Genomic DNA, 24,328 nt, shown 5'->3' on the forward strand with positions numbered 1-24,328 from the left:
CCGGTACCAGCTTGATCGCTCCCGGACAGGTATCTGGCAGAATTGGAAAGTGCTTCTGCACGCCTCACCCGCCCGCCTGGCCCGTTCCAGGTGGCAGCGCGCTGCTCGCTCGCGGTGCCATGCCAAGGCTCTGCCGTACAATGGCCTGGGCCAGGATTCCGGCGAACAACGTATTGGTCTTGGCATATCGCCACCACATGCGCCCCGGTTCCTGATAGACGCGGTACAGCCATTCGAGCCCAAGGTGCTGCATGCGAGCCGGCGCCCGCCGTACTGTGCCGGCAAGAACATCGAACGACCCACCGACCCCCATGATAAAGGGGACGCCGAGCGCATCGCGATGGGACGCAAGGAAGTGCTCTTTGCGCGGCGTCGGCATGCCGATGAAAAGGCAGTCGGCGCGGCTGGACCGAATTTCACTGACCACGTCCGCCTCCTGCTCGCGCCTGAAGTATCCATCCCTGAGGCCTGCGAACGCGATCGAGGGATGCTTGTCGAGGACTCGCTGCGCGGCCTGCTGCAACACGCCGGGCGTCGCCCCGAGAAAATACGGTTTGAAGCCCTCGCTTGCACAGAGTGCAAGAAGCTCGGTGAGCAGATCGATGCCGGTCACGCGCGACTTGACCGGCAGGCCGAGTGCCCGCGCGCCCCACACGATGCCCATGCCATCGATGCTGATCACATCGCTACTAGCGACATCGGCAGCGAGCACTGGGTCAAAGCGCATGCTGACGAACTTGTTTACGTTGATCGCAACGTGTTGCAAGCGCTGGTGGCTATGCATCGCCTTGCGTGCGAGTTCGACGGTATCGGCCATCGTCAGGACATCAATGGGGCACCCTAGAAACGACGCACGCATCTCCACCCCCGCGGCCGCTAGCCAGATCTGAACACCGCAAGATTCATCCCCACTACAATAGCATTGGGGCGTGCCGAGCCAGTGCAAGCAAAAGGGTCGTTACGGGGACTGAGTGGCTACCCAGTCGTGAGTACCCAGCCGCCGTCTACGTTGGCCGGAACATCGAGCCGAGCCGATGCGCATTGAGAACGGATTGGAATGGCGGGGCCAATAGGTAGTGACGCAAGATTGCCACGTGTGGCAAACTACCTTTGGTGTCAAGCAGGATGATTTTTCATTTAGCGCTCCACGTTGGATTTGAAGCCGGCCTCGCCAGCTGGACACCACGCTTGTGAGCAAGCCACCAAGAGTAGTAAGGTTCTTCAGACTGTTTGAGTGCCAAGGATATTGTCGCGCATCGCGGCGCAGCGTTCTTTGAAGAGCGTCGGATTGATCTTCCGTTAAAGCCCGCACTGTTAGGCGGGAGTTGCCAAGGATGGCTCCCCCCCGAGCTTATTGGTGTATTTGATGAGTACGAACCGGAATACCCTTCGCTTGATCGTAGCTACTCCCTACGGCCCGCATGGGCGAGGAGGAATTGATCGGCTTACGGATCTCATCATCGATACAATCGACCAACGCGGAGACCTTGGCGTCAAGGCCGAGCGACTGGTAACCAGGGGACAGAAGAGCATCTATTGGGCAGTGGTGGTCTTTGCACGGGCACTGGCCCAATTCTGTGTCGCCGCGGGGCGCGGTAACGTTGACCTAATCCACCTTCACCTCGCATTTCGCGGGAGCGCGTACCGCAAACTGATCATCGCGGCTATAGCGCGCTATTTTCGAGTGCCCTATGTCGTTCATCTTCACGCCGGCCAGTTTGATCAATTCTGGACAACAGCCGGGACATCTTTACGTCGAAGCATCAACCGATTGTTCGTGGATAGCGCAGCGATTATTGTGCTGGGCGACTATGGCGCGCGCGTCATTCTCGATCGGCTACCTACCCTTCGAGATAAAATCACGATCCTTCCGAACGCAACCACCTCCCCGGGCGAACCAAATCGGGGGCAGTCGGAATCCGGGCAGCTTCGCATTACCTTCCTTGGTTTCCTCGATCCAGAAAAGGGTGTGCCGCAACTCGTTGATGCACTCGGAAAGCTGGCGTGCCGCACCAACTGGACCGCCACCATAGCTGGAAGCGGAGAAATACAGCAAACCCGCGATCAGGCTCGACGGTTTGGAATCGCCGATCGAGTGGAGTTGCCGGGCTGGCTTGATCCTTCAGAAACCGCCGCGTTGCTTCAGCGGACCGATATTCTTACCCTGCCATCCTTCGTCGAAAGTCTCCCAATGGCAGTCATCGAGGCCTTCGCTCACGGTATAGCTGTGGTCGCAACACCTGTTGGTGCGGTTCCCGAAGTCATAGCTCACGAACGCAACGGGCTCCTCGTGCCTGTTGGTGACGCCGACGCGCTTGCCAATGCGCTTAATCAGTTGCTGGAAGATGGAGCGTTGAGGCGGCGCCTAGGCGACACCGCCCGCCGCGATCATGCGGAGCGATATGAAATCAGCAACTACGTACAACGCCTGGTGTCGATCTGGCGAAAGGCAGCACGGCGTTGAAGCCAGAGAACAGTCGAATAAACAGCAGCCACGAGTTTCTTTCCACTGCCTCAACCATGCCAGGCGCAGTTACCTGCACCTCCGAAGATTTGGGATCGCTTGGCCCGGTGGCAGCCCGGGCAGGCGCGAAGCACCTTTATCGTCTCGCAAGCAGCATCTGTGCTGCTAACTGAACCCCATTCATTCGAGCCGCGAAAGAGATTTCCGAGTCAAATGCACTGCTCACCCCAATGCGGGGAAGCGCGAATCGGTCGAGAAGATCGATGCCTAGCTGACCGTGTCGTGTTGTTACGGCGCTCAGATATCCCACTTCATTGGCGAGATGCCCTTCTCGTACACCGCATGCGCCCGGACCTCCATATGGATATGCCAGGTGGCGAACGGGCAGTTGAAGCAAATTTTCGAGATAGTTGCGATTGTCCACCAACTCGGTTCGCACTGCGTCCGCATCTAATGTTGCGAGCGCCCGATGCGAGGTCGTGTGCCCGCCAATTGACGCGAGAGGGTGACGGGCGAGACTTTGCAGCGCGCGCGTATCAAGGAAGTATCGGTCGTTCAGCGCTGAGATAGAAATACCAGCGCGTTCGATCGCCGTCGCAAGGACATCAGCTCGGTTATAGTCTCCGTGCACCCACTTATCGACTTTTCTCAACGTATCTTGCTTGCTTCGCCAGTCAGCACAATGAAAACGAACGCCCATTGGGTCGATCGTTATCTCTTCTCTCGAGCGAACTAGCTCGCGTATTCCAAGCCACCAGGATTGCAAGCTCCGCGTTAGCGCGCCGGTCGGCACGTAAATCATGAATGGAGCGTTATTGCGCTCGAGGATTGGCAACGCTACCGAGACATTGTCCCGGTACCCGTCATCGAAGGTAAGGACGGCATAGCGACGCGATTGGTCATTTCTAGCGAGACGCTCGAGACACTCCTCGAGGCTAACAATCGCCCATCCTTCCCGCCGCAGCCACTTGAGCGAATATTCAAAATGTTCAACAGAAACGCCGGTCATCAATTCCGACCGACAATCCTGCTGTATCTCGTGGAACATCACGATCACCGCTCTGCCCGCGAAGATCCTGCGGAACAACGGAAATAGTCCCGCACTCCCGATTGCATGAAACAGAGCATTTTTAACGTGCTGCTTCATTGAGGTGACATCCGCAGCGGGTGATCCGTTCGGCTCAAAGTTCGATATGTTCCAAGAGAAGAGTGCCACCTCGATGGACGTGAAGGCAAGGGACGTCTCTTCGTGAACACTCAACAACCGGTCCACATTGTAGCTACTCCGTTGTGAGTATGTGCGGGCACTTCAGGCCTGCCGAATGATCCGACAGCAACGCCTTGAAAGCTGCTACAGTCAATCCGTACGGAGACGTAGGAGCGGCCATGCTGATGCAACTTCAAGCTCAGCTTTCTTCAGCGGCGCGGAAGCGACGCGGTCAATTCCTGATGCGCGTGGTGGATCTGCCACTCAACGCGAGAATCCTCGACCTGGGCGGAGCGACCGGGCGTCACATCCACGACGTACTGCCTTTTCACCAGGACATCACCGTTTGCGACATCTCCGAACGGGACCTGAAAGCAGCCCGGGAGACCTACGGCTACAAGACCGTGCTGTTGCAGGAGGCCGGGAATCTTCCGTTCCGCGATAAGGAATTCGATTTCTGTTTCTGCTCGTCGGTTATCGAGCACGTGACCGCGCCGAAGGAGGACGTTTGGAAGATCACAGGCGACGCCGCGTTTCGCGCTATCGCGCAGGAACACCAGAGGCACTTTGCCCGCGAGATCGCGCGCGTCGCAAAGCGGTTCTACGTCCAGACGCCATATCGCTACTTTTTCATCGAGAGTCACACCTGCCTTCCGGGCATTATCGTGTTGCTGCCCCGAAGACTGCAGATTGCGCTGTTCAGATTCATCAATCGCTTCTGGTTCGCGTCAACCGATCCCGACTGGTATCTGTTCAATTGGCGCGAAATGGCCGAAGCCTTCCCTGACGCAAGGATATATCGCGAGCGCTATCTTTGCATGACCAAGTCTCTGATGGCGGTCAAGACCTGAATTTCAGGCTGGCAGCGACACCCGAGCCTCGATCCTGGTAGCGGCGAGGCCGAATGCACGCTGGTCGCTGGACCACCACCAGTTCGCCAACGGCCGGCGATTGCGCATCCTCAACATCGTCGACGACGTCACCACGGACCTGGGCATCTGAAGACGTCGATCTTGGGACGGCGCGTGGCCCGCGAACTGACGGCAATCGTCGAGCAACGCGGCAGGCCAGGGATGATCGTGTCCGACCATGGCGCCGAGTTCACCTGCAACGCCGTGCTCGCCTAGGACGCCGTCATCGATTGGCACTTTGTCGAAGCCGATGCAGAACGGCTTCATCGAGAGTTTTTAACGGCCGGACGCGCGCTGAGCTGCTCAACGAGACCCTGTTCTTCGATCTGGATGACGCCCGCACCAAGATCGCTGCCTGGGTTGCCGACTGCAATATCCGGCGCCCTCACTCGTCGCTGAAATACCTGCCCCCCGCCGCACGGACGATCGGCTGCGCAACCTGACCAGCCCCGTCGATCCTCCGTTGCTCCACCCGCGCCACTTGGCGTTACAAACCTCGAGACCTCTAACCGCTGCTGGATCAAAATTCAGTGGCAGGTCAGAAGCACTTCGATCGAGTTCAACCGGGGGAACCCCCATGCGCTCGCTACCTCTCGGCAACTTCGATGTCGCGAGCGCAGTCGATGTAGCGGGCCAAGCGGAAGCCGATCGAAGGGCAATTGTGGACGAAATCTGACGGAAAAATCCGGCGCGTGTCCTGATCGGCGAATCGAGCGTGCGTCGGTGCATTATTGGTCCAGAAGCGCAAGTGTTTGGGCGACACATACAAGTGTATAAATCACATTTCGAAAGTTTTTTCGCCATTTTTGGTCACTAACAAACCGGCTCTGCAGTCAGGGGGGGCCAATCCCAGCTGCATTGAAATGTGCTCGCAGTCTGAGACTGCGATGCATTGGAATGTGCCCGCGGTCCGAGCCGCGATGCATTGGAATGTGCTCGCGGTCCGAGCATTGGAATATGCTCGCAGTCGAAAAAATGCGATGCACTGGAATCTGCTCGCGGCGCAAGGTGTTGCGAGCATGCGGTATGTCGCGCGCGTTTGCGTGGCAGCGGAATTCCCTTGTCAAGTCACAACTCGGTAAATCTAAGGAGTCCTAAATTGAATACCACCGGCACGATCACGTCGTTTTCGCCTGCGCGGGGAGCCTACTTTGACATTGGCGGCGACTCTTACTCGACGCTGACGGCGTTAAAGAGCTACAGCCTGACCAATCCCGACCCGCAAACCCTGCGATTCGAAATTCGGCCGGGTGACAGGGCCTGGAACGATGTTCAGACTGGCGAGCAGGCCGAGCGCTCCCTAGTCAATCAGACCCCTTCGCTGATCAATCCCGGCACACCGCTCGCTATCGACTACCAGTTCATGGTGCAGCCGAACGGGCCGAACAACACGTTCGTAAACACGGCATCATGGTTCGTTACGGGGGAAATGCAAAGCGCCGCGTCTGCGCGAGGGGCATCGCCTTCATTCGCGATCCAGCTTGCTGGGGATCGGCTGCAGATTGTCGCTCGTTATGTTCAGCCGGGCGGGGATCCTCGCAATGGGTCGCCCGATCTGCGCATGTTGACGCTGTGGACCGACCCGAATCCGATTCAGCCCGGCCAGTACAAAGACATCAACATCCAGGCCAACGTCAGCAATAGCGGCGGCGGATATCTAAAGGTCGCGATCGACGGCAACCAGGTTGTGAACTATCAGGGCCCTCTAGGGTATGGAGATCCCACCTACTGGCTGGAAGGCCTCTATCGGAACGCAGGTCCTAACCAGACTGTGATCGCCGACTTCCGCAATCTGACGCTCGTCACCGGATCGATGGCAAACGGCTGGCAGGGTGTGGGCGGCACGACGCCGACACAGCCAACCACGCCGACGACGCCGATCACGCCGCCAAACGTCGCGCCGTCGGTGACGCAGGTCTCCGCTTCACCAGGGACGGGAATCGCAGATAACGGCGATACCATCACAATGACGCTCGGCTTCAGCGAGGCGGTGACCGTCACCGGTACGCCTACGCTGGCGCTCAACAATGGCGACACGGCCGATTATGTCGGTGGCTCGGGCACGAGCTCGCTCACCTTTAGAACGACCGTCGCGCCGACCGACAGGGACACCTCGGCGGTCGCGATCACCGGAGTCAATCTTCCGAGCGGAGCCAGCATCAAGGATCTTTCCGGTCTTGCGGCGAACCTCTCGGGTGCGGTGAAGACGTTCACCGGTCTTCAGATTGATGCGACCCCGACGACGCCGACGTCCCCAACCACGCCAACGACCCCAACCACCCCTACGTCATCCGTCACGAGGCCGGTCCTCACCGTCGCGGATCCCTCGCTCTGGGTGGCCGGCAGAGGTGGTACGGTCAACCTGGGAACCAAGGTGACAACGACCGATACCAATGACCGCGTGAGCATGAACATCACGGGGTTGCCGAAGTACGAGACGATCACCAGCGCGCTCGATGGTCAAACGTTCAGGGGACGAGACATCACCTTGACGGCCGCGCAGGTCAACAGCGGACTGACGCTGACATCGAACTACAGGGGCGGAGGTCAGCCGGTCGCAACCCTCACGCTGACGGCACGCGCGCAGGACCCGGTCACCGGCGCTGTGGCGTCGTCCGCACCGCAGACCATCAGCGTGGTGGATCCGCGACCGACGACTATGACGGCCACAACGGCGCCGCAAACCAGCACCGTGTCCTCGGTCTCGACGGGTTCGAGCTTGCGGGGCCAAAGCTCCGTGCAGCAGCACGTGGCCCCCGTCACCAGCACCGCAGCGCCCACCGCGCAGCGGTCGATCACCGGTACGGATCATGCGCTGGCGACTGCCACGAGCGCAGGTTTCCTCGCGAACCAGGGCTTTGAGCGGCTGCAGCAGCACGCGGAGTCGTTCACCGGTACGCTGGCAACCGGCAGGGCGCAGGCGACCGTGACGGATCCTCAGCTCGGAACGGGGACGACCACGGCATCCCTGGCGAGCCAGAGCTTTGCGCTGCTGAATCAGTATCTGGCCGGGAACACCGGCCGGGTCGATTCCGGTCAGATCGTGTCGGCCGTGTCGCAAATGGCCGGTTATGGGCAGAACGCTATCCTGACCAGACCGCACTGATCCACTTCCGCACCCGGGCGCATCAGCGCCTGGGTGCGGCACCACCAAAGTTTGGGAATGCAGAAAAGGAACATCAAACGCGGCCGGTAGCTGCTAAGGTTTGAGTAAAAACATTATGGCGATGCAGAATGGGAATGCCCACGCCGCAGACCATGGGCTTCGAGCCTTGGCTCTGTTCCTGCGCCTTCATGGCGTCCACGCCGAGCCGAACCAGCTCCGCGAGCGCTGCGGAAGCAGCACGATAGGCATCAGCGCCTTGATTCGCTGCGCGCGCGAGTTTGGAGTCAAGGTCCGTTCACGAACAACGCATTGGAAGCGACTTGCGAACCTCCAGTTGCCTGGGATCGCATCGCTGCGTGATGGCGGATTTCTGCTTCTCGGCAAGGTCGACGACAACGGGGCACTCGTGCTGCATCCGACCGCGACGCGTCCGGAGTTGCTGACGCGCGCGGAATTCGAGGAAATCTGGGACGGCCGCTTGATCCTGACGGGATCGCAGAACGTCATCAACCGGGTGCCCCAAGCCCTCGCTGACATGAGCGTCACCGTGCGTGGTCTGGCGCGCCGCGCCGTCGCCCCCGTAACGCGCGCTCGCGATACCATAATGCGGGCCCGCGATTCATTGATGCGTGCGTGCTTCGGCGAACGAAGCGATATGGCCCTCCAGGAGGCCGGATCCGACTTCGAGGCTGTGAGCATCGTGCCTCAGAGCGAGGACGAGTCTGGGCTCGTGGCAGTGGCAATCCTGTTGAGATGCCATGGCATTGCGGCCGATCCTGAACAGATCCGGCATCGCATGGGCGCGGCGAAGCTGGGTGTTACCGAAATCCTGCGCTGCGCCAAGGAATTCGGGCTGAAGGCTCGGGCGCAGAAGTCGAACTGGAGCAGGCTTGCGGTCACCCCGCTACCGGGAATTGCCCTGCTGCGCGATGGCGGCTTCCTGATCCTCGGCAAGGTCGATCACGACAAGATTCTGGTTCAGCGCCCATTGTCTCCTCAGCCCGAGGCAATGACGCAGGCCGAGCTCGAGGCGATCTGGGATGGCGACATCATCCTGATGGCGCGGCGTGCGTCGCTGACTGATCTCTCCCGTCGCTTCGATATCGGCTGGTTTGTCGGCGCGGTCCACAAGTATCGCCGTCTTCTCGGCGAAGTGCTGGTCGCATCGTTCTTTCTGCAGATATTCGCCCTCATCTCACCGCTGTTCTTCCAGGTGGTCATCGACAAGGTGCTCGTGCATCGAAGCATGAGTACGCTCGACGTTCTGATCATAGGTCTTGTGGCGCTGACCGTGTTCGAGGCCGTTCTCGAAACGCTCCGGGTCTATCTGTTTGCGCACACCACGAATCGCATCGACGTCGAGCTCGGCGCCCGGCTGTTTCGTCACCTGATGGCGCTGCCGATCGCATATTTCCAGGCTCGCCGGGTCGGCGATTCGGTCGCACGCGTCCGCGAGCTGGAGAACATCCGTCAGTTCCTGACGAGTTCGGCGCTTACGCTCGTGATCGACCTGTTGTTCACCGTCGTCTTCGTTGCAGTGATGTTCTACTACTCGACGACATTGACGCTGATCGTTCTGGCGTCATTCCCGTTCTACATCGCCATTTCCGCGGGCGCTGCGCCGCTGTTTCGCCGGCGCCTCGATGAGAAATTCAACCGGGGCTCCGAGAACCAGGCATTCCTGGTCGAGAGCGTCACGGGCGTCGAGACGCTGAAGGCCATGGCGGTCGAGCCGCAGATGCAGCGCCGATGGGAGGAGCAACTCGCCGGCTATGTGGGCGCGAGCTTCCGCGTGCTCAGCCTGAACAATACGGCGAGCCAGGCGGTCCAGATGATCAACAAGCTGGTCATCGCGGCAACGCTTTACTTCGGCGCCCGGCTTGTGATCGGCGGCGACCTCACCGTCGGCGAGCTCGTTGCGTTCAACATGCTGGCCGGGCGCGTAAGCATGCCTGTGCTGCGCCTCGCCCAGATGTGGCAGGACTTCCACCAGGCCCGTCTGTCGATCGCTCGCCTCGGTGACATCCTCAACACCATGCCCGAGCCGAGCTTTAATCCGGGCCGTGCCGCACTGCCGCCGATCCGCGGGCAAGTCACGTTCGAGCACGCGTCGTTCCGCTATCGCATCGACGGCTCCCAGGTGCTCCACAACGTGTCATTCAACGTCCAACCCGGCCAAGTCATCGGCATCGTTGGCTCGTCCGGCTCGGGCAAGAGCACCATCACCAAGCTGATCCAGCGTCTCTATGTGCCGGAGAGCGGACGTGTGCTGATCGACGGCGTCGATCTCGCGATGGTCGACCTGACCTGGCTGCGGCGTCAGATCGGCGTCGTCCTCCAGGAAAACGTGTTGTTCAACCGTTCGATTCGCGAGAACATAGCACTGGCCGATCCGGCCATGCCGATGGAGCGCGTCATCGAGGCGGCATCCCTTGCTGGCGCTCACGACTTCATCCTGGAACTGCCCGAGGGTTACGACACGGTCGTCGGCGAACGGGGCAGCAGCCTGTCCGGCGGGCAGCGCCAGCGTGTCGCGATCGCACGCGCGCTGATTACCGATCCGCGCATCCTCATCCTCGACGAGGCGACCAGCGCGCTCGACTACGAAAGCGAGCGCGCCATCCAGCAGAACATGAAGCGAATTGCCGCCGGGAGGACCGTGTTCGTCATCGCGCATCGGCTCTCGACGGTGCGCAATGCAAACCGGATCATCACGCTCGAGCATGGCCGCATTGTCGAGGACGGCAGCCATGATGAGCTGATCCGCACGAACGGACGTTACGCAAACCTCCACTATCTGCAGGCAGGTATCCATGACGTCCGCTAGCCGAAACATCGTCCCGTTTCCCAACCGCCCGGCACCGGCCCGGCGCCGCGAGCAGGAAATCGCGTTTCTGCCGGCGGCGCTCGAGATCACTGAAACGCCGCCGTCGCCGATCGGGCGCGCGATCGGCGCCAGCATCATCGCGGTGTTCTGCATCGCGCTGCTGTGGGCATCGTTCGGCAGCGTCGATATCGTCGCCAGCGCGACCGGCAAGATCGTGCCGGGTGGACGCACCAAGCTGATCCAGCCGTTCGAGACGGGCGTCGTCCGCGCCATCCACGTCCGTGACGGGCAGACCGTGAAAGCCGGCGACGTTCTTATCGAACTCGATCCGACGATGACGGAAGCCGACAACGAACGTCAGAAGAGCGACCTGCTTGCCGCAGAACTCGATGTGGCCCGGCTGCGCGCCGCGCTCGCGGAGGATCCGCTTGCCGCCTTCCGGCCGCCGCAAAGCGCTAGCACCGCGGAGGTCGAGATGTATCGCCAGTTCCTGATCAGCCAGCGCGCCGAACAGAACGCCAAGCTTGCCGAGATCGAACGCCAGCAGGGCCAGAAGGAAGCAGAACGGGCAACCACTTCGGCGAGCGTTGCCAAGCTGCAGGCGACGATACCGGTGCTGCAGGAGCGCGTGGACATCCGGAAGAACCTGGTCGACAAGGCGCTGGCCTCGAAGGTCGTCTATCTCTCCGAGTACCAGGAGTTGGTCGGGCTTCAGCAGGACCTCGTCCTGCAGCAGAGCCGGCTGCGCGAAGCCGACGCCGCCCTGGCGTTGCTGAAGGAAACGAGGGACAGGACCGCGGCGGAGTTTCGGCGTACGACCTATGACGCGCTCGCGAAAGCCGAGCAGAAGACGGCGAGCGCTTCGCAGGAGGTGATCAAGGCGGAACGGCGCACAAAACTTCAGCGTTTGGTCGCGCCCGTCGATGGCGTCGTGCAACAGCTCGCTGTTCACACGGTGGGCGGCGTGGTGACCCCTGCTCAGGCACTAGCCGTGGTGGTTCCGAGCGAAAGCCAGCTCGAGATCGAAGCTATGCTTTCCAACCGCGACATTGGATTCGTGCATCCAGGACAGAAAGCCGAGATTAAGGTCGACACATTCAACTTCACGCGCTATGGGCTCCTTCATGGCGACGTGCTCAGCGTTTCGTCTGATGCTATTACCCGCGACAGGCCGCAAGGCAGTTCGGCCGACCGGACTCTGGGCGCGGCGACGAACAGCAGCGAGCCGAAAGGTCAGGAACTGGAATATGCCGCTCGTATTTCGCTCGACCGAGCGGCCATGCAGGTGGATGAGAAACTCGTCAAGCTTGGGCCGGGAATGGCCGTGACGGTTGAGATCAAGACAGGCTCGCGCACCATTATCAGCTACCTGCTCTCGCCGCTGGCAAGATACAAGCAGGAGGCTTTGCGAGAACGATAGACGAAGCATCGATGATGCATTGCGGGTAATTGGAGATCGGCCGTGCCTAGTTAACCGGCGTGGCCGTCTCCATCTCCGCTGCCGCGCGCCGACCGGGTTACAAGCCGGTTTGCTCCCTCATGGTTTTACGTAAGACCACCCTTTCTCCTGCAACTCCATCACGCGCACGACGCCTGATTTCACCACCTCGGCCTGAGGGAGGATCGCGATGTCCTTGTTCTCGGCCTTGTGCATCCTCTCCTGGGTATTGCCGCAGGCCTTGAACGATACCTCCGGCCTGCTCAGCGCCATCTCCTCGATACGGGCCTTTACCGGCGATGTGTCATCGCGCAGCATATGCAGGCCGGGCCCGAACGTGACCACCTCGATTTTCACGTTCTCGCCGAGATCCTTGTAGTACTGCGCAACGTTCGTTGCGTTGTTGAGCGCGAGGTTCATGGCGGCGGGGTCGTTCGTGTTTACCTGCAGAATCAAACGGTGCGCCTTGGAGTCGGACACAAGCCGAGCGTTGGCGGCGAGCGGGGATCGTTCCCTCTTATGTGTAATGGCTTTACTATGTTTGGTGCGCCTACGCGGGGCGGCAGCCCTTTCTGCAACGCGCGGTTGGTACATTGCGGGATACGTTGTTGGCGGTACCCAGTACCGTCCGCCTTGCTCCGCCGCAGCGAACGACGGGGCGCTCAGAACTACTATGGCTCCTATGGCGGTTACGCTTGCAATATGTTGAAACATGTTCATCGGTCTCTCCTATGCAAAAATTTCAATGGACACTGTCACCTGTTCGGCTTCGCGACCGGGTGCGACCAATTGCATGCAACGGTCATCCTCGCGCGCACCGTCTCCCACCCGCGGAGCGAAAAACTTCCATCCAGCGCGCCTCCCGCACGAGGTACAAGGTGGACACTGAGGCGTCCCGCAACCGGAAGGGATTGCAGCAAGCCAATAACGTCCCCTCCGAACGCGACCCCTGTTCCGGGCGCCGCCTGCGCTGTCGCGGCCTGCACCTGCTGACCGTCGTTAACGCGATAGAAAATCGCGTAGTTCTCGCTGCGGCCGGAAATGCCGGGTCCGGCGACAACCAATTCGGTCCTCCTTCCCCGACAACGAATGGAAAGCTTCATTGCGGCTTCAGCTGCGCCATCGTCCGACGTGGTCGTCGCGGTGATCAATGGTGAATAGTCGACCGGCGAGGTCGTTTGGCTAACGATCCAGTTGTTTGCTGGCGAGGCCGCCTGAGGCGCAGCAGCAATCGGCGGGGACGTCTGGCCGGGACACTCCGGCCCCTCGGCGCGCTCCATCAAGTTGCAGTCGCGGAGCTGCGCCGCCGGATCTACCGCCCCTTGCGCCCAGGCAATCCCGCTTGTGAGCGCGATTCCGGCTACGATCGAGATGGCGGCGCCTTTCATTGCGATGCGTGCGCGGCGCGCGGTTGACGTTCCAACCAGGCTTGCGCCGCCCGGAAGCGCACGAGACCGGGAACCGTAGCCGCGAGATTGATCGATTTCCACTTCGGGTCGAAGCCGGGCTCCTGCAGCTTGCCGATCCGCGAGAACAAATGATCGACGAAACGCGCGATGCGCTGAAAGCGGTTCGATCTGACCGGAAAATTAAAGGCGACGAGAGCGGTCGGAACGGCGATGGTGGTTACACGCTCGCCCGGCTTGATCAGATTGGGATAGTCCGCGGCATCGAGCGCCGCGGGCAGATAGTAATCCTCGAACTTACTGTCATAGGGAATCGGCAGGAACTTGAAGCCGGCATCCCAGCGGCCGCGCACGAAAGCATCTACCGGCTTCGAGGTAATGAAAACAACCGCCGCCATCTCGCCCTTACGCATCTGCTCGAGCGCGACCTGGTGCGGGATGAACGTCTTTTCCACCTCGAGGCCGAGCCGACTGAAGATCAGTGGGCCCGAATAGGCCGCCGCCGTACCCTGGGTATTGAAGTTCACCTTCTTGCCGGCAAGGTCGTTCAGACTCTGAATCTCGGGACGAACGAATATCTGAAGTTCGGACGGAAATAGATTCAGAATGTAGGCCAGCCGTTGCTGAATATCCGGCACCTGGCTTTTGTATTCCTCCAGCGCGTCGGAATTGATGATCGCGGCATCGATCCCGCGCAAATAGAGCAGTGAATTCACGTTTTCGGTGGCACCGCGCGTTACGACCGGCAGGACGTGCAGATTGGGTCCATCGTCGACGACCCGGGCGATTTCCGCCGCCAGGCGGATTGGTGCGCCCTCGAGAAGGCCCCCTGCAATACCGACTGTCCAGGCATTCATCGCCACTTGCGGCTTTTGCTGTGGCGCCTCGCGATCGAACAGACGAACGCCTTGCGTTCGGGTCCTTTGCGTTTGGGCGTCCGCTGCGAGCGGCTGAATGATCACGGGCAAAGATGCCAATGTCATGAGCAAAAGTCGCGGACCTAAATCAACAAACCAATTCATCAGCCAATTCCTTTTCCGGGCTCTGAAGGCGCAGCCGATGTGTCGGTGCTGAAATGCTCCAATGCGTCATCACGTAACGCACTTTATGCACCTCGCTTGCCCGCCAACTCTAATCCTCGCAGGGACGAAGCCGGGTCTACTCTTCCGAGCTACGCTGCACGTGGCTGCTTGCGAAGCCGAGTTGGCCAATGCACCGGCGTTCGCGCCTCGTCTCTCATTACTCAGTATTAACTGCCTTTATTCCGCTCTGGTCGCTTGCTGCGTGAAACTCTTAAGGGGTACGTCGAAGGAAGCAGCTCGCAGCACGGGTGATGCGTCGCGGTGCACCGCGACGATGCAAGCTTGCCGCCGCGACAGTCAGGCGGTGTTGCCGGCGTCGACAGTCAGAACGGTGCCGGTGATGTTGCGGCCGCCTTCACCGAGGAGATATTCGACCATGGAAGCGACGTCATCAGCCTCGGGCAGGCGGCGCAACGCGCTGCGGCCGGCGATGCGCCGGCGGCCGTCGTCGTCCAGCGACCGGGTCAATTCGGTATCGACAAAGCCGGGCGCGATCGCATTCACGGTGATGCCGAGCTTGCCGACTTCGCGGGCCAGAGAACGGGTGAAGCCTCCGGCCGCGGCCTTGGACGCGGCATAGACCGACAGGCCGTTGTAGCCGGTCGAGGCGATGATGGAGGAGATGTTGACGATGCGCCCGGCGCCGTCGGCCATCATGTGACGCACCACATGTTTGGTCAAAACGATCGGCGACAGCACGTTCAGGCGGATCAACGCCTCGATCTCGGAATTGTGCATCGTGGCCAGCAGCCCTTCGGTGCCGATCCCGGCATTGTTGACGAGGCCATAGATCGCGCCGAAGGCATCGCGCAGCTCCTTGACGAAGGCCGGAATCTCGTCGGTCCGGCCGAGATCGAATGCCCTGAACTGCAGTCGGTCCGCTCCCGTTTCGCGGATCGCCCGCCCCAGATCCTCGCTCTCGCGGCGCGCGACAGCGATCACGTTGTAGTCGCCGGATGCGGCGAGCCGGCGCGCAATCGCAAGCCCGATGCCGCGGCTGCCGCCGGTGACAAGGACGTTACGCATCGGCGCGCACCAGTTTTCCCGCCGCCGTGACGTCGAGCTGCTCGACGAAGCGGATCACCGCGGGCACCTTATATGCCGCAAGCGAGTCTCTGCACCGAGCGAGAATTTCCGTGCGGATGGTTTCCTGGCGATCCGCATTGGTGCCGTCGGCAAGGACGATGTCGGCGACCACGATGGCGCCGGTGATCGGGCTCTTGCGCGACCGCGCGCGCGACATCCGCACCGACTCGTGCCGGTTGATCACGGCCTCGATCTCCTCGGGATGAACCTTCAGCCCGCCGATGTTGATGATGCCGCCGCGCCGGCCGATGAAGTGGTACCGATCGCCGCGCAGTTCGACCATGTCGCCGGTGTCGACGAAGCCGTCGGCATCGGCGAGCGACGGTGCGGCCGTGCCGATATAGGCATGCGCCGTGCGGTGGGAGCGGATCCGGAGCGAACCATCGACGACCTTCATCTCGACGCCGTCACGATTCCGCCCGATCAGACCGGCGGGAAAACCCTCGCGCCCGTCATCCACCGCGAATCCGACGCCGGCCTCGGTCGAAGCATAGGCATGGCCGATCGACGCATGTGGAAACGCGCGGGCCAGGGCATCGAGCACCGCCTGGTCGGCGATTTCGCCGGACAGCCGGACATAACGCGGCGAGAAGTTTTCGGCCGCACCGCTCATCAGGAGCTTGCGCCAGTGCGACGGCGTTCCGGAGATGTGAGTGACGCCGCCCGCACGCAGCCGTGCCACGTGGTCCGCGATGGCTTCGCCGGGCTCCGACAGCACCATCGATCCACCGCCAATCACGGCGCGCAGGAAGATCTGCAGGCCGCCATAGCGGCGGATGTCGTAGAACGTTGCCCAGATCGCATTCGGATGGCGCGCAGGTCCGTCGGCAACGATCGCGCCGGCCAGCCCATCGAGCGTATGTCCGACGATCTTCGGCAGCCCCGATGTCCCCGAGGTCAGCATCAGCCACTCTGTCGCGCGTTCGGTCCTCCATCCCGCGTCCGCGCGTTCGGTCAGGCCGGCGCCGACGACCAGATATGCGCCGGTATCGTATCGATCCGGCCGATCGGTAACGATCGCATCGATCTCGGCAGCCGCAAGCAAGGCCCGGATGTGATCCGGATCGAGGTCGGGCGGACACAGAAGCATGCGGCGGGCGACGCCGTCGAGCTCGATCATGGCGAGCGCGGACTGCAGCTGCCCCGACATCGCAAGCAGCACCGATCGGCCGGACAGTTCGCGGGATCTGCCGATCAGGCAGCTGTGCCTGAGAATGTCGGTCAGCGATACGCTGTGCCGGGCATCGGAAATCGTGCGGCCCTTCAGCTCCGGGCTGAGGTATTCGCGCAGTGCAAAGGTCTCAGGCGGGGACATTCTCGTAGGCCCTGACGAACTCGCCGACTGTCGACGGCAAGGATGCATCCTCCGCGATGGTGAACGGATCGATCCCGAGATCGTCCTCCAGCCGCGCGACCAGGATCGCGAATGCGAGCGAATCGAACCCGGTGTCGTGGAGCGATAGATCGTCCTGGAGCGGCGGCAGCGTGACCTTCTGTTCTTGGGCGATCTGCTGCATCGCCAAGAAAATCCTCGACCTTACCGACATGGAACACCTCACCTCTCAAAAGCGGCTTTCGAGCCGATGCTAGAACCTGAACCTGCCCTCCACGATGCTCGCGTAGACGGCGTGACTGATTGGACGAAAGTCGCCGGTCGCAGGATCGCGAAAGAACAGCGGGTCGCCCGCGACCAAGGGATCAAATCCCTCGCGGATCAGCCGCTGCTTCTTCTGCTTGAAGGTCTCGGTGGCCTCCAGCGAGCGGCAGAGCCTGACGAAGATCGGAAGCGCATAGACCGGAAGCCGACACGCCAGGTGTTCCGCGAAGGTCCAGAAATCGAAGTCCTCATCCACGACTAAAGCCGCCATGCCGGCACGGCCGTCGGCGCCGGGAACAGCGACCCCGTAGGTCGAGGCATCGAGAACGCCGGGGCAGTCTCTGATCGCGTCGTTCACCTCGCCGGTCGCGACGTTCTCGCCCTTCCAGCGGAACGTGTCGCCGACCCGGTCGACAAAATGGAAATAGCCCTGCTCGTCGCGCATCATGAGATCGCCGGTGCGGAACCAGGAATCGCCTTCGGCAAAGACGTCGCGCAGGATCTTCTTCGCGGTCTCGGCCGGATCGGTATACCCCTCGAAGGGGCTGCCGCCCCGATCGGCGACGCCGATGCGCCCGACCGCTTCGCCGACCTCACCGTGAGTGCAGCCAATGCAGAGCCCGTCCGCGCCGCGGACCGGGCTGCCGCTGTCGGCATCGACCTTCACGATCACGGCGGGAAAGCGGTGCGTCAGCAGCGGGGGTATCCGGCCGATCGCGCCGGGCTTTCCCTCGACGTTGAACAGCGAAAAATTGCCTTCCGTCGCAGCGTAGAATTCGAGGATACGAGGAATCGCGAACCGCCCGGCGAACGCCTCCCAGATGTCGCCGCGCAATCCGTTGCCGACCGCCAGCCGCAGCCGGTGTCCCGTTTCCAGCCCGGATGCCGGCGCCTTCAGCAGGTAGCGACAGAGCTCGCCGATGTACTGGAAGACCGTGCAGTCGAAACTCACGATGTCGTCCCAGAAGTTTGTCGCGGAGAATTTCTCTGCGATCACGACCGAACCGCCCGCGTGAAGCATGCTGCAGGGCGCGACAACACCGCCCACGGAGTGATGGAGCGGCAGGCAATCATACAGACGGTCGTCCACTGAAGCGTTTGTGAGCCCGGCAAACCATCCACCCCAGATGAGAATGCGGCGATGACTGACGTTCGCCGCCTTCGGCAGTCCCGTAGTGCCCGAGGTATAGATGAGGAGCGCGCGTTCATCGATCGTGACGTGGCCGCGCTCGGCGGAGGAAAGCGGGCTTGTATCCGCGGCGGCGAGTGCCGCGTCCAGATCGGCGCCTACACCGCCGGCACCGAGACTCCAGATTTGCGGCACGCGGTCCAGATGCGGAAGTGCGGTCTCCACCGCATCCACGCATTCGGCGGCAAGGATGACATGATCGGCACGTGCGACGTCGATGCAGTGGGCGAGCGACCGCCCGACCAGCCTGGTGTTGATCAGCGCCACCGTGCCGCCGACGCTGCTGATGCCGAGCCAGCAGGCGACGTAGTCCGGCCGGTTCGGCATCACAAGGCAGACGGTGCCGCCGGTACGAATGCCCAGGCCCAGTGCCCAGCGCGCATATCGGTTGATCCGGGCGGCGAACTCCCCGTAGGAGAAGGTCTGACCATCCGAGAGCAACGCGGGGCGCCCGGGCTGCCGCTGCGCCCAGTCTTCCACGACGTCAGCGAAGAGCTGATGCGGCCTATCCTCGATCTGCGAGGTCAGCTCGATGGCCTTCAGCCAGGTTTTGGCAACGGAGGGGCCGCGCTGCGGAGCGCTTGTTCCGGTCGCCCGCTGGATCACCGCTGCTTCCATGACCTGACCATGCAGATGGGTTTGATCGATGTCGGCGCGGCGGGTGACGCAGCGCCCCGGAACGGGCGCGACTTGCGATCAATGTGAATGCCGCTTCGCTCGGCCGAAGAAGCATTGCTGTTCAAGTCGCTTTATCCCGTTCCGGGTCCGAGCTGGTTGAGGATCATCACCTCCAGCGTCCTCACCGATTGGAAATTCTCGGGCGTGATCTCGGGTTGAGGAAGGATGAGATCGAACTCGGCTTCGACCTTGAGCATCAGCGCGACCATATCCATCGAGTCCAGCCCGATATCCACCAGCCGCGACTCCGGGTGAATATCCGCCTCGATCGCGTTCTGCTCGAGAACGCTTCTCACGACGAAAAGGACACGGTCCTGGACGCTGGGATTAACATATTGCATTTCAACCCCACACATTGCGTAGCAGCACGATCATAATCGAGGCGACGATAGCTGACTGCAAGTCGGGTCAATAGCTCTACTTCGGAGGTACCTCGCCCGGAAGCGCGCCGCTCGTCGACATCCACCTTTGCGCCGCCGACTCCGTAGGCACGGTCGGCTAGATTGCCCCCTCCAATTGGCGCGAACTTCATTTCGACGCGGTGCGGGACGCCCGATTATCAACTGGGAGGCATTGGCCATGAACCTGCAGCAAGTCCAGCTCCGCAACTTCGCTCCGGAAAGCAACCAACTCCAGGCTTACTCTGACCGCGCCTCGTTCCGGCAGCGGGCGGCGGCAGTCGCGGAGGCAGCGGCGACGGAGGTCGAAGCGGTGGACCGCGAGGCGCGCTTCCCGCGGAAGGCCATCGACGCGGCGCGAACGCAGAGACTTCTGGGCGTCCAGATCCCGATCGAGTTCGGCGGAGACGGCGCATCGATATCCGATGTAACCGACATGTGTTATGCGATCGGCCGCGCCTGCGCATCGTCCGGGATGATCTTTGCGATGCACCAGACCAAGGTCGCGTGTCTGGTCCGTCACGCCACGGGCAGTGCTTGGCACGAAAGGCTGATGCGCCGCGTGGCGGACGAACAGATGCTGCTGGCGTCGTCGACCACGGAAGGCCAGAACGGCGGAAACATACGCTTCAGCTCGGCGGCGGTGGAGCGCGAAGGCGCAGAGATCTCGCTGCTCCGCGACGCAACGGTGATTTCCTACGGCGCCGAGGCGGACGGCATCGTCACCATCGCCCGCCGCGACGACGCCGCCGCCGGATCCGATCAGGTGATGCTGGCCATCACCCGGGACAATTATACGCTGGAGCCCACCGTCGCATGGGAGACGCTCGGCATGCGCGGAACCTGCAGCGCCGGCTTCAAGCTGGACTTCAAGGGCACCGCGGAGCAGATCTTCCCTGTGCCATACGATAAGATCCATGCGCAGACGATGACGCCCGTCGCTCACCTGTGCTGGTCGTCGGTCTGGGCAGGAATTGCAGCCGCTGCGGTGGACCGCGCACAGCTATTTATCCGCAAGGCCGCACGCGGGTCAGGCGGCAACATGCCCCCCGCAGCGTCACATTTTACGTCCGCCAAGATGACGCTGACCAAGCTGCGCGCCATCATCACGGCGAATGTCGACTCCTTTGCGGCCCGCGAACAGGACGAGCGCGCGCTGTCGTCGATCGACTTTCAGTCCTCGATCAACCTCCTCAAGGTGGAGGCGTCCGAGCTCGCTGTCACGGCCGTGCTGCACGCGATGCGCGCCTGCGGCTTGTCCGGCTACCGCAACGACACCGACGTCAGCGTTGGCCGTCACCTCCGCGACGTGCTCTCCGCTCCAATCATGATCAACAACGACCGCATCCTCGCCAGTATGGGTACCGCCACGCTGATGAGCGCCGTGCCGGCATCCCTGCGCGACTGATTTTATTCTCGAACGAATGGGTCTTGACATGAACGTGGCCATGTTTGCCGCCGCACCGGCAGAAGCCGCCGATCCCTTAGACCATCTCGCCGATGCATTGTTCTACCGGTTGGGCTCTCCGGGAGTGTATGGCCGCACGGCGCTCTACGAAGACGTCGTCGAGCGGCTTGCGGCGCTGATCACGCGGTATCGCGAACCGGACGCCGAGGTGATGCGCTTCCCTCCCGTCATGAACCGCGGCCAGCTTGAGCGGTCGGGCTATTTGAAGAGTTTCCCGAACCTCCTGGGCTGCGTCTGCGGTCTGCATGGCACGGAGAGCGAGATCGACCGAGCGGTCGACCGCTTCGATGCCGGGGGAGACTGGACCGCGTCGCTGTCGCCGGCCGACCTCGTGCTGTCGCCGGCGGCCTGCTATCCCGTCTATCCGATCGCGGCGAACCGCGGTCCGGTGCCGGCGGAAGGCTGGTGCTTCGACGTAGCCGCCGATTGCTTCCGTCGCGAGCCCTCGCGCCATCTCGACCGGCTGCAGTCCTTCAGGATGCGCGAATACGTCTGCATCGGCAGCCCCGATCACGTCTCGAACTTCCGCGAGCGCTGGATGATGCTTGCAAAGGAGATCGCCACCGATCTCGGGTTGACCTTCAGGATCGACTACGCAAGCGATCCGTTCTTCGGCCGGGTCGGGCGGATGAAGGCGGTTAGCCAGCAACAGCTGGCGCTGAAGTTCGAGCTGCTGGTGCCTCTGCGCTCCGATGAGCAACCGACCGCCTGCATGAGCTTCAATTACCACCGCGATCATTTCGGCACCACCTGGGGCATCGCCGATGCCTCCGGGGAGCCGGCGCATACCGCGTGCGTGGCCTTCGGCATGGATCGCCTCGCCGTCGCCATGTTCCACACCCACGGCAGCAACGTCGCCAGATGGCCGAACGCGGTGCGGGACCTGCTCGGCTTCCCGCGGACGGACCGCTAGACGAGTTCAGCGTTCGAGGAACTGCAATGCACCAGCGAACTCCCGAGGTAGCCCGCGCCCGAAGAGCCGAAGGGCCAACCTTGATGAAAAGAGAGACCCTCGCCGTCCACGGCGGCTTCGAAGACGATCCGACCACCAAGGCCGTCGCCGTGCCGATCTACCAGACGGCCTCGTACGCCTTCGACAGCGCCGACCATGGCGCCGCGCTCTTCAACCTCGAAGTGGATGGCTTCCGCTACACAAGGATCGGCAACCCGACCAACGCGGTGCTGGAGAAGCGCGTTGCCGCCATGGAAGGAGGCGTCGACGCGCTTAGCGTGGCGTGCGGTCAGGCCGCGGTGAACTATGCGGTGATCAACATCGCTGGGATGGGCACCAACATCGTGTCGGTCCCGCAACTCTACGGCACCACTTACACGCTATTCGCACACATCCTGCCGCAGCAGGGCATCACGGTCCGGTTCTCGGAAGACGACCGTCCAGCGAGTGTGGAAAAATTGATCGACGACGACACGAGGGCGGTGTTCTGCGAAAGCGTCGGAAATCCGGCCGGAAATATCTGCGACATCGAAGCAATGGCAGACGTCGCCCATAGGCACGGCGTGCCGCTGATCGTCGACAACACGGTGGCTACCCCGATCCTGCTAAGACCGATCGAATACGGCGCTGATGTCGTGGTGGAGTCGCTGACAAAGTTCATGGGTGGGCACGGCACCACGCTTGGTGGAATCATCGTCGACGGCGGCAAATTCCCGTGGACAGAGCATGGCCGGCGCTTTGCTATGATGAATGAGCCGGAGAAATCGTATCACGGGCTGGTCTTCACCGAACGCTACGGGGCCGCCGCCTACATCGCGCGCTGCCGCGCCGTCTCCATGAGAAACACTGGCTCCATTCTGGCGCCGATGAACGCCTTCCTGCTGCTCCAGGGCATCGAGACCGTCGCGGTGCGGATCGAGCGGCACGTCGAGAATGCCGAGGAGGTCGCGCGGTTTTTGCGCAACGACCGCCGCGTCGGATGGGTGAACTATGCGGGCTTCCAAGACAGCCCCTATTATGCGCTGACACAAAAATATCTGGGCGGCCGGGCTTGCTCGCTGCTGACCTTCGGCGTGGCCGGAGGGTTCGAGGCCGGCAAGCGGTTCTATGACGCGCTGAAGCTGGTCAAGCGGCTGGTCAACATTGGCGATGCGAAATCGCTCGCCTGCCACCCCGCATCGACCACGCACCGGCAAATGTCGCCCGAAGAGCAGGAGAAGGCCGGCGTGCGGCCCGAGATGATCAGGCTGAGCGTAGGAATCGAACACGTCGACGACATCATCGCCGACCTCGATCAGGCGCTACATGCCGCAGATTGATTTCAAGTCAACCATGAAGGCATTCCGATGCCTGTGCTAATCGACATAGACTCTCACGAACACCATCTCTTCTCGAGAGCGCCGAACGGAGGCACCGCCGCGATGGCGTCGCCGGGAAGCCGCGTGGAGTGCCTTGATATCGGGCTGATCAACAACATGCCCGACGCCGCCCTGATGTCCACTGAGCGCCAGCTGTTTGATCTGGTCGGCGCGGCGGCCGAAAGGCTCGTCGTCAGACTGCACTTCTACACGATGGCGACGACGCCCCGTTCGGAATGGGGGCACGACTACGTGCGTCGATACTACCGCAGCACCGACGATCTGCTGAACGGAGGCCTGGACGGCGTGATCGTGACCGGCACCGAGCCGAGAGCCGCCAACCTGACGGAAGAGCCATACTGGAACTCTTTCGTCCAGCTCGTCGACTGGGCCAGGGAGAATACCCTGTCGTCGGTGTATTCCTGTCTGGCCGTCCATGGCGCCGTCCTGCACATGGACGGCGTGGAGCGCCACAAGCTGCCTGCCAAATGCATCGGTGTATTTGCTCAAACGAAGACGACAAGGCATCCCCTGATGCACAACGTTCCCGCGACCTTCAGAATACCGCATGCCCGTTGGAACGAGGTAACGGAGCGAGAGCTCGCGAGCTGCGGATACTCCGTTCTCACCACGTCGCCGCAGTCTGGCGTCGACTGTTTCGTCAAACAGCAGAAGAAGAGCCTTTTCGTCCATTTCCAGGGCCACCCGGAATACGAGACCCAGACCCTGCTGGGCGAATACAGAAGGGACATGGGCCGGTTCCTGCGCGGAGAGAACGAAGTCTGTCCGACCATACCGAGAGGCTATTTTGGCATGGAGGCGGAAGAGCTCCTGACCGCGTACCGGCGAAAAGCCCTGTCCGACAGATGTCCGGAGTTCTTCGCCGATTTCCCGGCCGATCGCCTGGCGAGAGATCTGAGAAACGCCTGGCATCGGCCGGCGAGGCACATCTACCGCAACTGGCTTCTGTACATGGCATCGCAGCGAGCCGCACGCTCGAGGCCGCCGCCTCTTAGCGGAAGGAATCGAACGAGGCCGGATTCGCACCGCGGCGGAGACCGTGCATTCGGCCACCATGGGTAACGGGAAGAGACGAGTTCGGACGCAATCCAATGCCACGACATAGGATGGCCGATCTTGATACCATCGCCCATCTTCTGA

The 24,328-nt window shown here is 61.8% G+C and carries 19 protein-coding genes and 1 pseudogene; 10 read left to right on the forward strand and 10 right to left on the reverse strand.

The genetic code is table 11. The features are described from left to right. Window positions 1-64 precede the first annotated feature (64 nt). Window positions 65-817, reverse strand: coding sequence for a WecB/TagA/CpsF family glycosyltransferase (locus tag AC0QUY_RS20270; protein WP_475388099.1), 753 nt, complete (start codon window positions 815-817; stop codon window positions 65-67). Between the two features lie 549 nt (window positions 818-1,366). Between AC0QUY_RS20270 and AC0QUY_RS20275 the strand changes: the two genes are divergently transcribed. Further along, window positions 1,367-2,464 (forward strand): glycosyltransferase family 4 protein, encoded by a 1,098-nt coding sequence (locus AC0QUY_RS20275; RefSeq protein WP_475388100.1) that lies wholly within the window; start codon window positions 1,367-1,369, stop codon window positions 2,462-2,464. A 136-nt stretch (window positions 2,465-2,600) separates the two neighbouring features. Here the strand turns inward: AC0QUY_RS20275 and AC0QUY_RS20280 are convergent, their stop codons facing one another. Continuing rightward, a complete protein-coding gene (locus AC0QUY_RS20280) occupies window positions 2,601-3,737 on the reverse strand; it encodes a polysaccharide deacetylase family protein (RefSeq protein WP_475388101.1) in 1,137 nt (378 codons plus the stop codon). Between the two features lie 113 nt (window positions 3,738-3,850). Here AC0QUY_RS20280 and AC0QUY_RS20285 point away from each other — a divergent pair, with 113 nt between their 5' ends. The 5 genes and pseudogenes from AC0QUY_RS20285 to AC0QUY_RS20305 all read left to right on the forward strand — a co-directional run bounded on the left by AC0QUY_RS20285 (window position 3,851) and on the right by AC0QUY_RS20305 (window position 11,935). Further along, window positions 3,851-4,522, forward strand: coding sequence for a class I SAM-dependent methyltransferase (locus AC0QUY_RS20285; protein ID WP_475388102.1), 672 nt, complete (start codon window positions 3,851-3,853; stop codon window positions 4,520-4,522). Next, window positions 4,509-5,001 (forward strand): annotated as a pseudogene (locus tag AC0QUY_RS20290) (integrase core domain-containing protein); the annotation flags it as partial. The gene AC0QUY_RS20285 and the pseudogene AC0QUY_RS20290, both read left to right, overlap by 14 nt. Before the next feature lie 680 nt (window positions 5,002-5,681). Then, window positions 5,682-7,688 carry a heparin lyase I family protein gene (locus AC0QUY_RS20295; RefSeq protein ID WP_475388103.1) on the forward strand — a complete coding sequence of 669 codons (2,007 nt, stop codon included), beginning with the start codon at window positions 5,682-5,684 and terminating at the stop codon, window positions 7,686-7,688. 121 nt (window positions 7,689-7,809) lie between these two features. Then, window positions 7,810-10,515, forward strand: a complete 2,706-nt coding sequence (locus AC0QUY_RS20300; RefSeq protein WP_475388207.1) for a type I secretion system permease/ATPase — start codon at window positions 7,810-7,812, stop codon at window positions 10,513-10,515. Next, window positions 10,502-11,935, forward strand: a complete 1,434-nt coding sequence (locus tag AC0QUY_RS20305) for an HlyD family type I secretion periplasmic adaptor subunit (RefSeq protein ID WP_475388104.1) — start codon at window positions 10,502-10,504, stop codon at window positions 11,933-11,935. Before AC0QUY_RS20300 ends, AC0QUY_RS20305 begins: the two co-directional genes overlap by 14 nt. Before the next feature lie 117 nt (window positions 11,936-12,052). On the opposite strand, the gene AC0QUY_RS20310 is transcribed toward AC0QUY_RS20305, so the two are convergent. The 8 genes from AC0QUY_RS20310 to AC0QUY_RS20345 form a co-directional block, all read right to left on the reverse strand. Then, window positions 12,053-12,673, reverse strand: coding sequence for a DsrE family protein (locus AC0QUY_RS20310; RefSeq protein ID WP_475388105.1), 621 nt, complete (start codon window positions 12,671-12,673; stop codon window positions 12,053-12,055). Between the two features lie 35 nt (window positions 12,674-12,708). Beyond that, complete coding sequence (locus AC0QUY_RS20315) at window positions 12,709-13,341, reverse strand: hypothetical protein (RefSeq protein WP_475388106.1); 633 nt, start codon at window positions 13,339-13,341, stop codon at window positions 12,709-12,711. Next, the gene (locus tag AC0QUY_RS20320) at window positions 13,338-14,381 is read right to left on the reverse strand and encodes a TAXI family TRAP transporter solute-binding subunit (RefSeq protein ID WP_475388107.1); all 1,044 of its coding nucleotides are present in this window, start codon (window positions 14,379-14,381) and stop codon (window positions 13,338-13,340) included. The genes AC0QUY_RS20315 and AC0QUY_RS20320 overlap by 4 nt, the downstream gene beginning before the upstream one ends. A 357-nt stretch (window positions 14,382-14,738) precedes the next feature. Continuing rightward, window positions 14,739-15,467: an SDR family NAD(P)-dependent oxidoreductase gene (locus AC0QUY_RS20325; RefSeq protein WP_475388108.1), complete on the reverse strand. Its 729-nt coding sequence runs from the start codon at window positions 15,465-15,467 to the stop codon at window positions 14,739-14,741. Next, window positions 15,460-16,842, reverse strand: coding sequence for a class I adenylate-forming enzyme family protein (locus tag AC0QUY_RS20330; RefSeq protein WP_475388109.1), 1,383 nt, complete (start codon window positions 16,840-16,842; stop codon window positions 15,460-15,462). Before AC0QUY_RS20330 ends, AC0QUY_RS20325 begins: the two co-directional genes overlap by 8 nt. Further along, the gene (locus tag AC0QUY_RS20335; RefSeq protein WP_475388110.1) at window positions 16,829-17,074 is read right to left on the reverse strand and encodes an acyl carrier protein; all 246 of its coding nucleotides are present in this window, start codon (window positions 17,072-17,074) and stop codon (window positions 16,829-16,831) included. The genes AC0QUY_RS20330 and AC0QUY_RS20335 overlap by 14 nt, the downstream gene beginning before the upstream one ends. Before the next feature lie 39 nt (window positions 17,075-17,113). Continuing rightward, window positions 17,114-18,931 carry a long-chain-acyl-CoA synthetase gene (locus tag AC0QUY_RS20340; protein WP_475388111.1) on the reverse strand — a complete coding sequence of 606 codons (1,818 nt, stop codon included), beginning with the start codon at window positions 18,929-18,931 and terminating at the stop codon, window positions 17,114-17,116. A 131-nt stretch (window positions 18,932-19,062) separates the two neighbouring features. Further along, a complete protein-coding gene (locus AC0QUY_RS20345) occupies window positions 19,063-19,332 on the reverse strand; it encodes an acyl carrier protein (RefSeq protein WP_475388112.1) in 270 nt (89 codons plus the stop codon). A gap of 238 nt (window positions 19,333-19,570) precedes the next feature. Here AC0QUY_RS20345 and AC0QUY_RS20350 point away from each other — a divergent pair, with 238 nt between their 5' ends. From AC0QUY_RS20350 to metA, 4 genes are all read left to right on the forward strand, one after another. Further along, the gene (locus AC0QUY_RS20350) at window positions 19,571-20,797 is read left to right on the forward strand and encodes an acyl-CoA dehydrogenase family protein (RefSeq protein WP_475388113.1); all 1,227 of its coding nucleotides are present in this window, start codon (window positions 19,571-19,573) and stop codon (window positions 20,795-20,797) included. 28 nt (window positions 20,798-20,825) lie between these two features. Beyond that, the gene (locus tag AC0QUY_RS20355) at window positions 20,826-21,770 is read left to right on the forward strand and encodes an amino acid--[acyl-carrier-protein] ligase (RefSeq protein WP_475388114.1); all 945 of its coding nucleotides are present in this window, start codon (window positions 20,826-20,828) and stop codon (window positions 21,768-21,770) included. Between the two features lie 83 nt (window positions 21,771-21,853). Next, entirely contained in the window at window positions 21,854-23,128 is a 1,275-nt protein-coding gene (locus AC0QUY_RS20360) for an O-acetylhomoserine aminocarboxypropyltransferase/cysteine synthase family protein (protein ID WP_475388115.1), read from the forward strand. Window positions 23,129-23,155: 27 nt separating this feature from the next. After that, window positions 23,156-24,250: a homoserine O-succinyltransferase MetA gene (metA, locus tag AC0QUY_RS20365; RefSeq protein WP_475388116.1), complete on the forward strand. Its 1,095-nt coding sequence runs from the start codon at window positions 23,156-23,158 to the stop codon at window positions 24,248-24,250. The last annotated feature ends 78 nt before the right edge of the window (window positions 24,251-24,328 follow it).

Source organism: Bradyrhizobium sp. WYCCWR15520 (genome assembly GCF_056174665.1).

Excerpts from the sequence above, each read along its gene's own strand:
- AC0QUY_RS20285 (WP_475388102.1), top strand. The coding sequence starts at position 3,851 with ATGCTGATGCAACTTCAAGCTCAGCTTTCTTCAGCGGCGCGGAAGCGA.
- AC0QUY_RS20350 (WP_475388113.1), top strand. The coding sequence starts at position 19,571 with ATGAACCTGCAGCAAGTCCAGCTCCGCAACTTCGCTCCGGAAAGCAAC.
- AC0QUY_RS20345 (WP_475388112.1), bottom strand. The coding sequence starts at position 19,332 with ATGCAATATGTTAATCCCAGCGTCCAGGACCGTGTCCTTTTCGTCGTG.
- AC0QUY_RS20305 (WP_475388104.1), top strand. The coding sequence starts at position 10,502 with ATGACGTCCGCTAGCCGAAACATCGTCCCGTTTCCCAACCGCCCGGCA.
- AC0QUY_RS20325 (WP_475388108.1), bottom strand. The coding sequence starts at position 15,467 with ATGCGTAACGTCCTTGTCACCGGCGGCAGCCGCGGCATCGGGCTTGCG.
- AC0QUY_RS20300 (WP_475388207.1), top strand. The coding sequence starts at position 7,810 with ATGCAGAATGGGAATGCCCACGCCGCAGACCATGGGCTTCGAGCCTTG.
- metA (WP_475388116.1), top strand. The coding sequence starts at position 23,156 with ATGCCTGTGCTAATCGACATAGACTCTCACGAACACCATCTCTTCTCG.
- AC0QUY_RS20315 (WP_475388106.1), bottom strand. The coding sequence starts at position 13,341 with ATGAAAGGCGCCGCCATCTCGATCGTAGCCGGAATCGCGCTCACAAGC.
- AC0QUY_RS20330 (WP_475388109.1), bottom strand. The coding sequence starts at position 16,842 with ATGTCCCCGCCTGAGACCTTTGCACTGCGCGAATACCTCAGCCCGGAG.
- AC0QUY_RS20335 (WP_475388110.1), bottom strand. The coding sequence starts at position 17,074 with ATGTCGGTAAGGTCGAGGATTTTCTTGGCGATGCAGCAGATCGCCCAA.
- AC0QUY_RS20320 (WP_475388107.1), bottom strand. The coding sequence starts at position 14,381 with ATGAATTGGTTTGTTGATTTAGGTCCGCGACTTTTGCTCATGACATTG.
- AC0QUY_RS20340 (WP_475388111.1), bottom strand. The coding sequence starts at position 18,931 with ATGGAAGCAGCGGTGATCCAGCGGGCGACCGGAACAAGCGCTCCGCAG.
- AC0QUY_RS20270 (WP_475388099.1), bottom strand. The coding sequence starts at position 817 with ATGGCCGATACCGTCGAACTCGCACGCAAGGCGATGCATAGCCACCAG.
- AC0QUY_RS20360 (WP_475388115.1), top strand. The coding sequence starts at position 21,854 with ATGAAAAGAGAGACCCTCGCCGTCCACGGCGGCTTCGAAGACGATCCG.
- AC0QUY_RS20310 (WP_475388105.1), bottom strand. The coding sequence starts at position 12,673 with ATGAACATGTTTCAACATATTGCAAGCGTAACCGCCATAGGAGCCATA.
- AC0QUY_RS20355 (WP_475388114.1), top strand. The coding sequence starts at position 20,826 with ATGAACGTGGCCATGTTTGCCGCCGCACCGGCAGAAGCCGCCGATCCC.
- AC0QUY_RS20275 (WP_475388100.1), top strand. The coding sequence starts at position 1,367 with ATGAGTACGAACCGGAATACCCTTCGCTTGATCGTAGCTACTCCCTAC.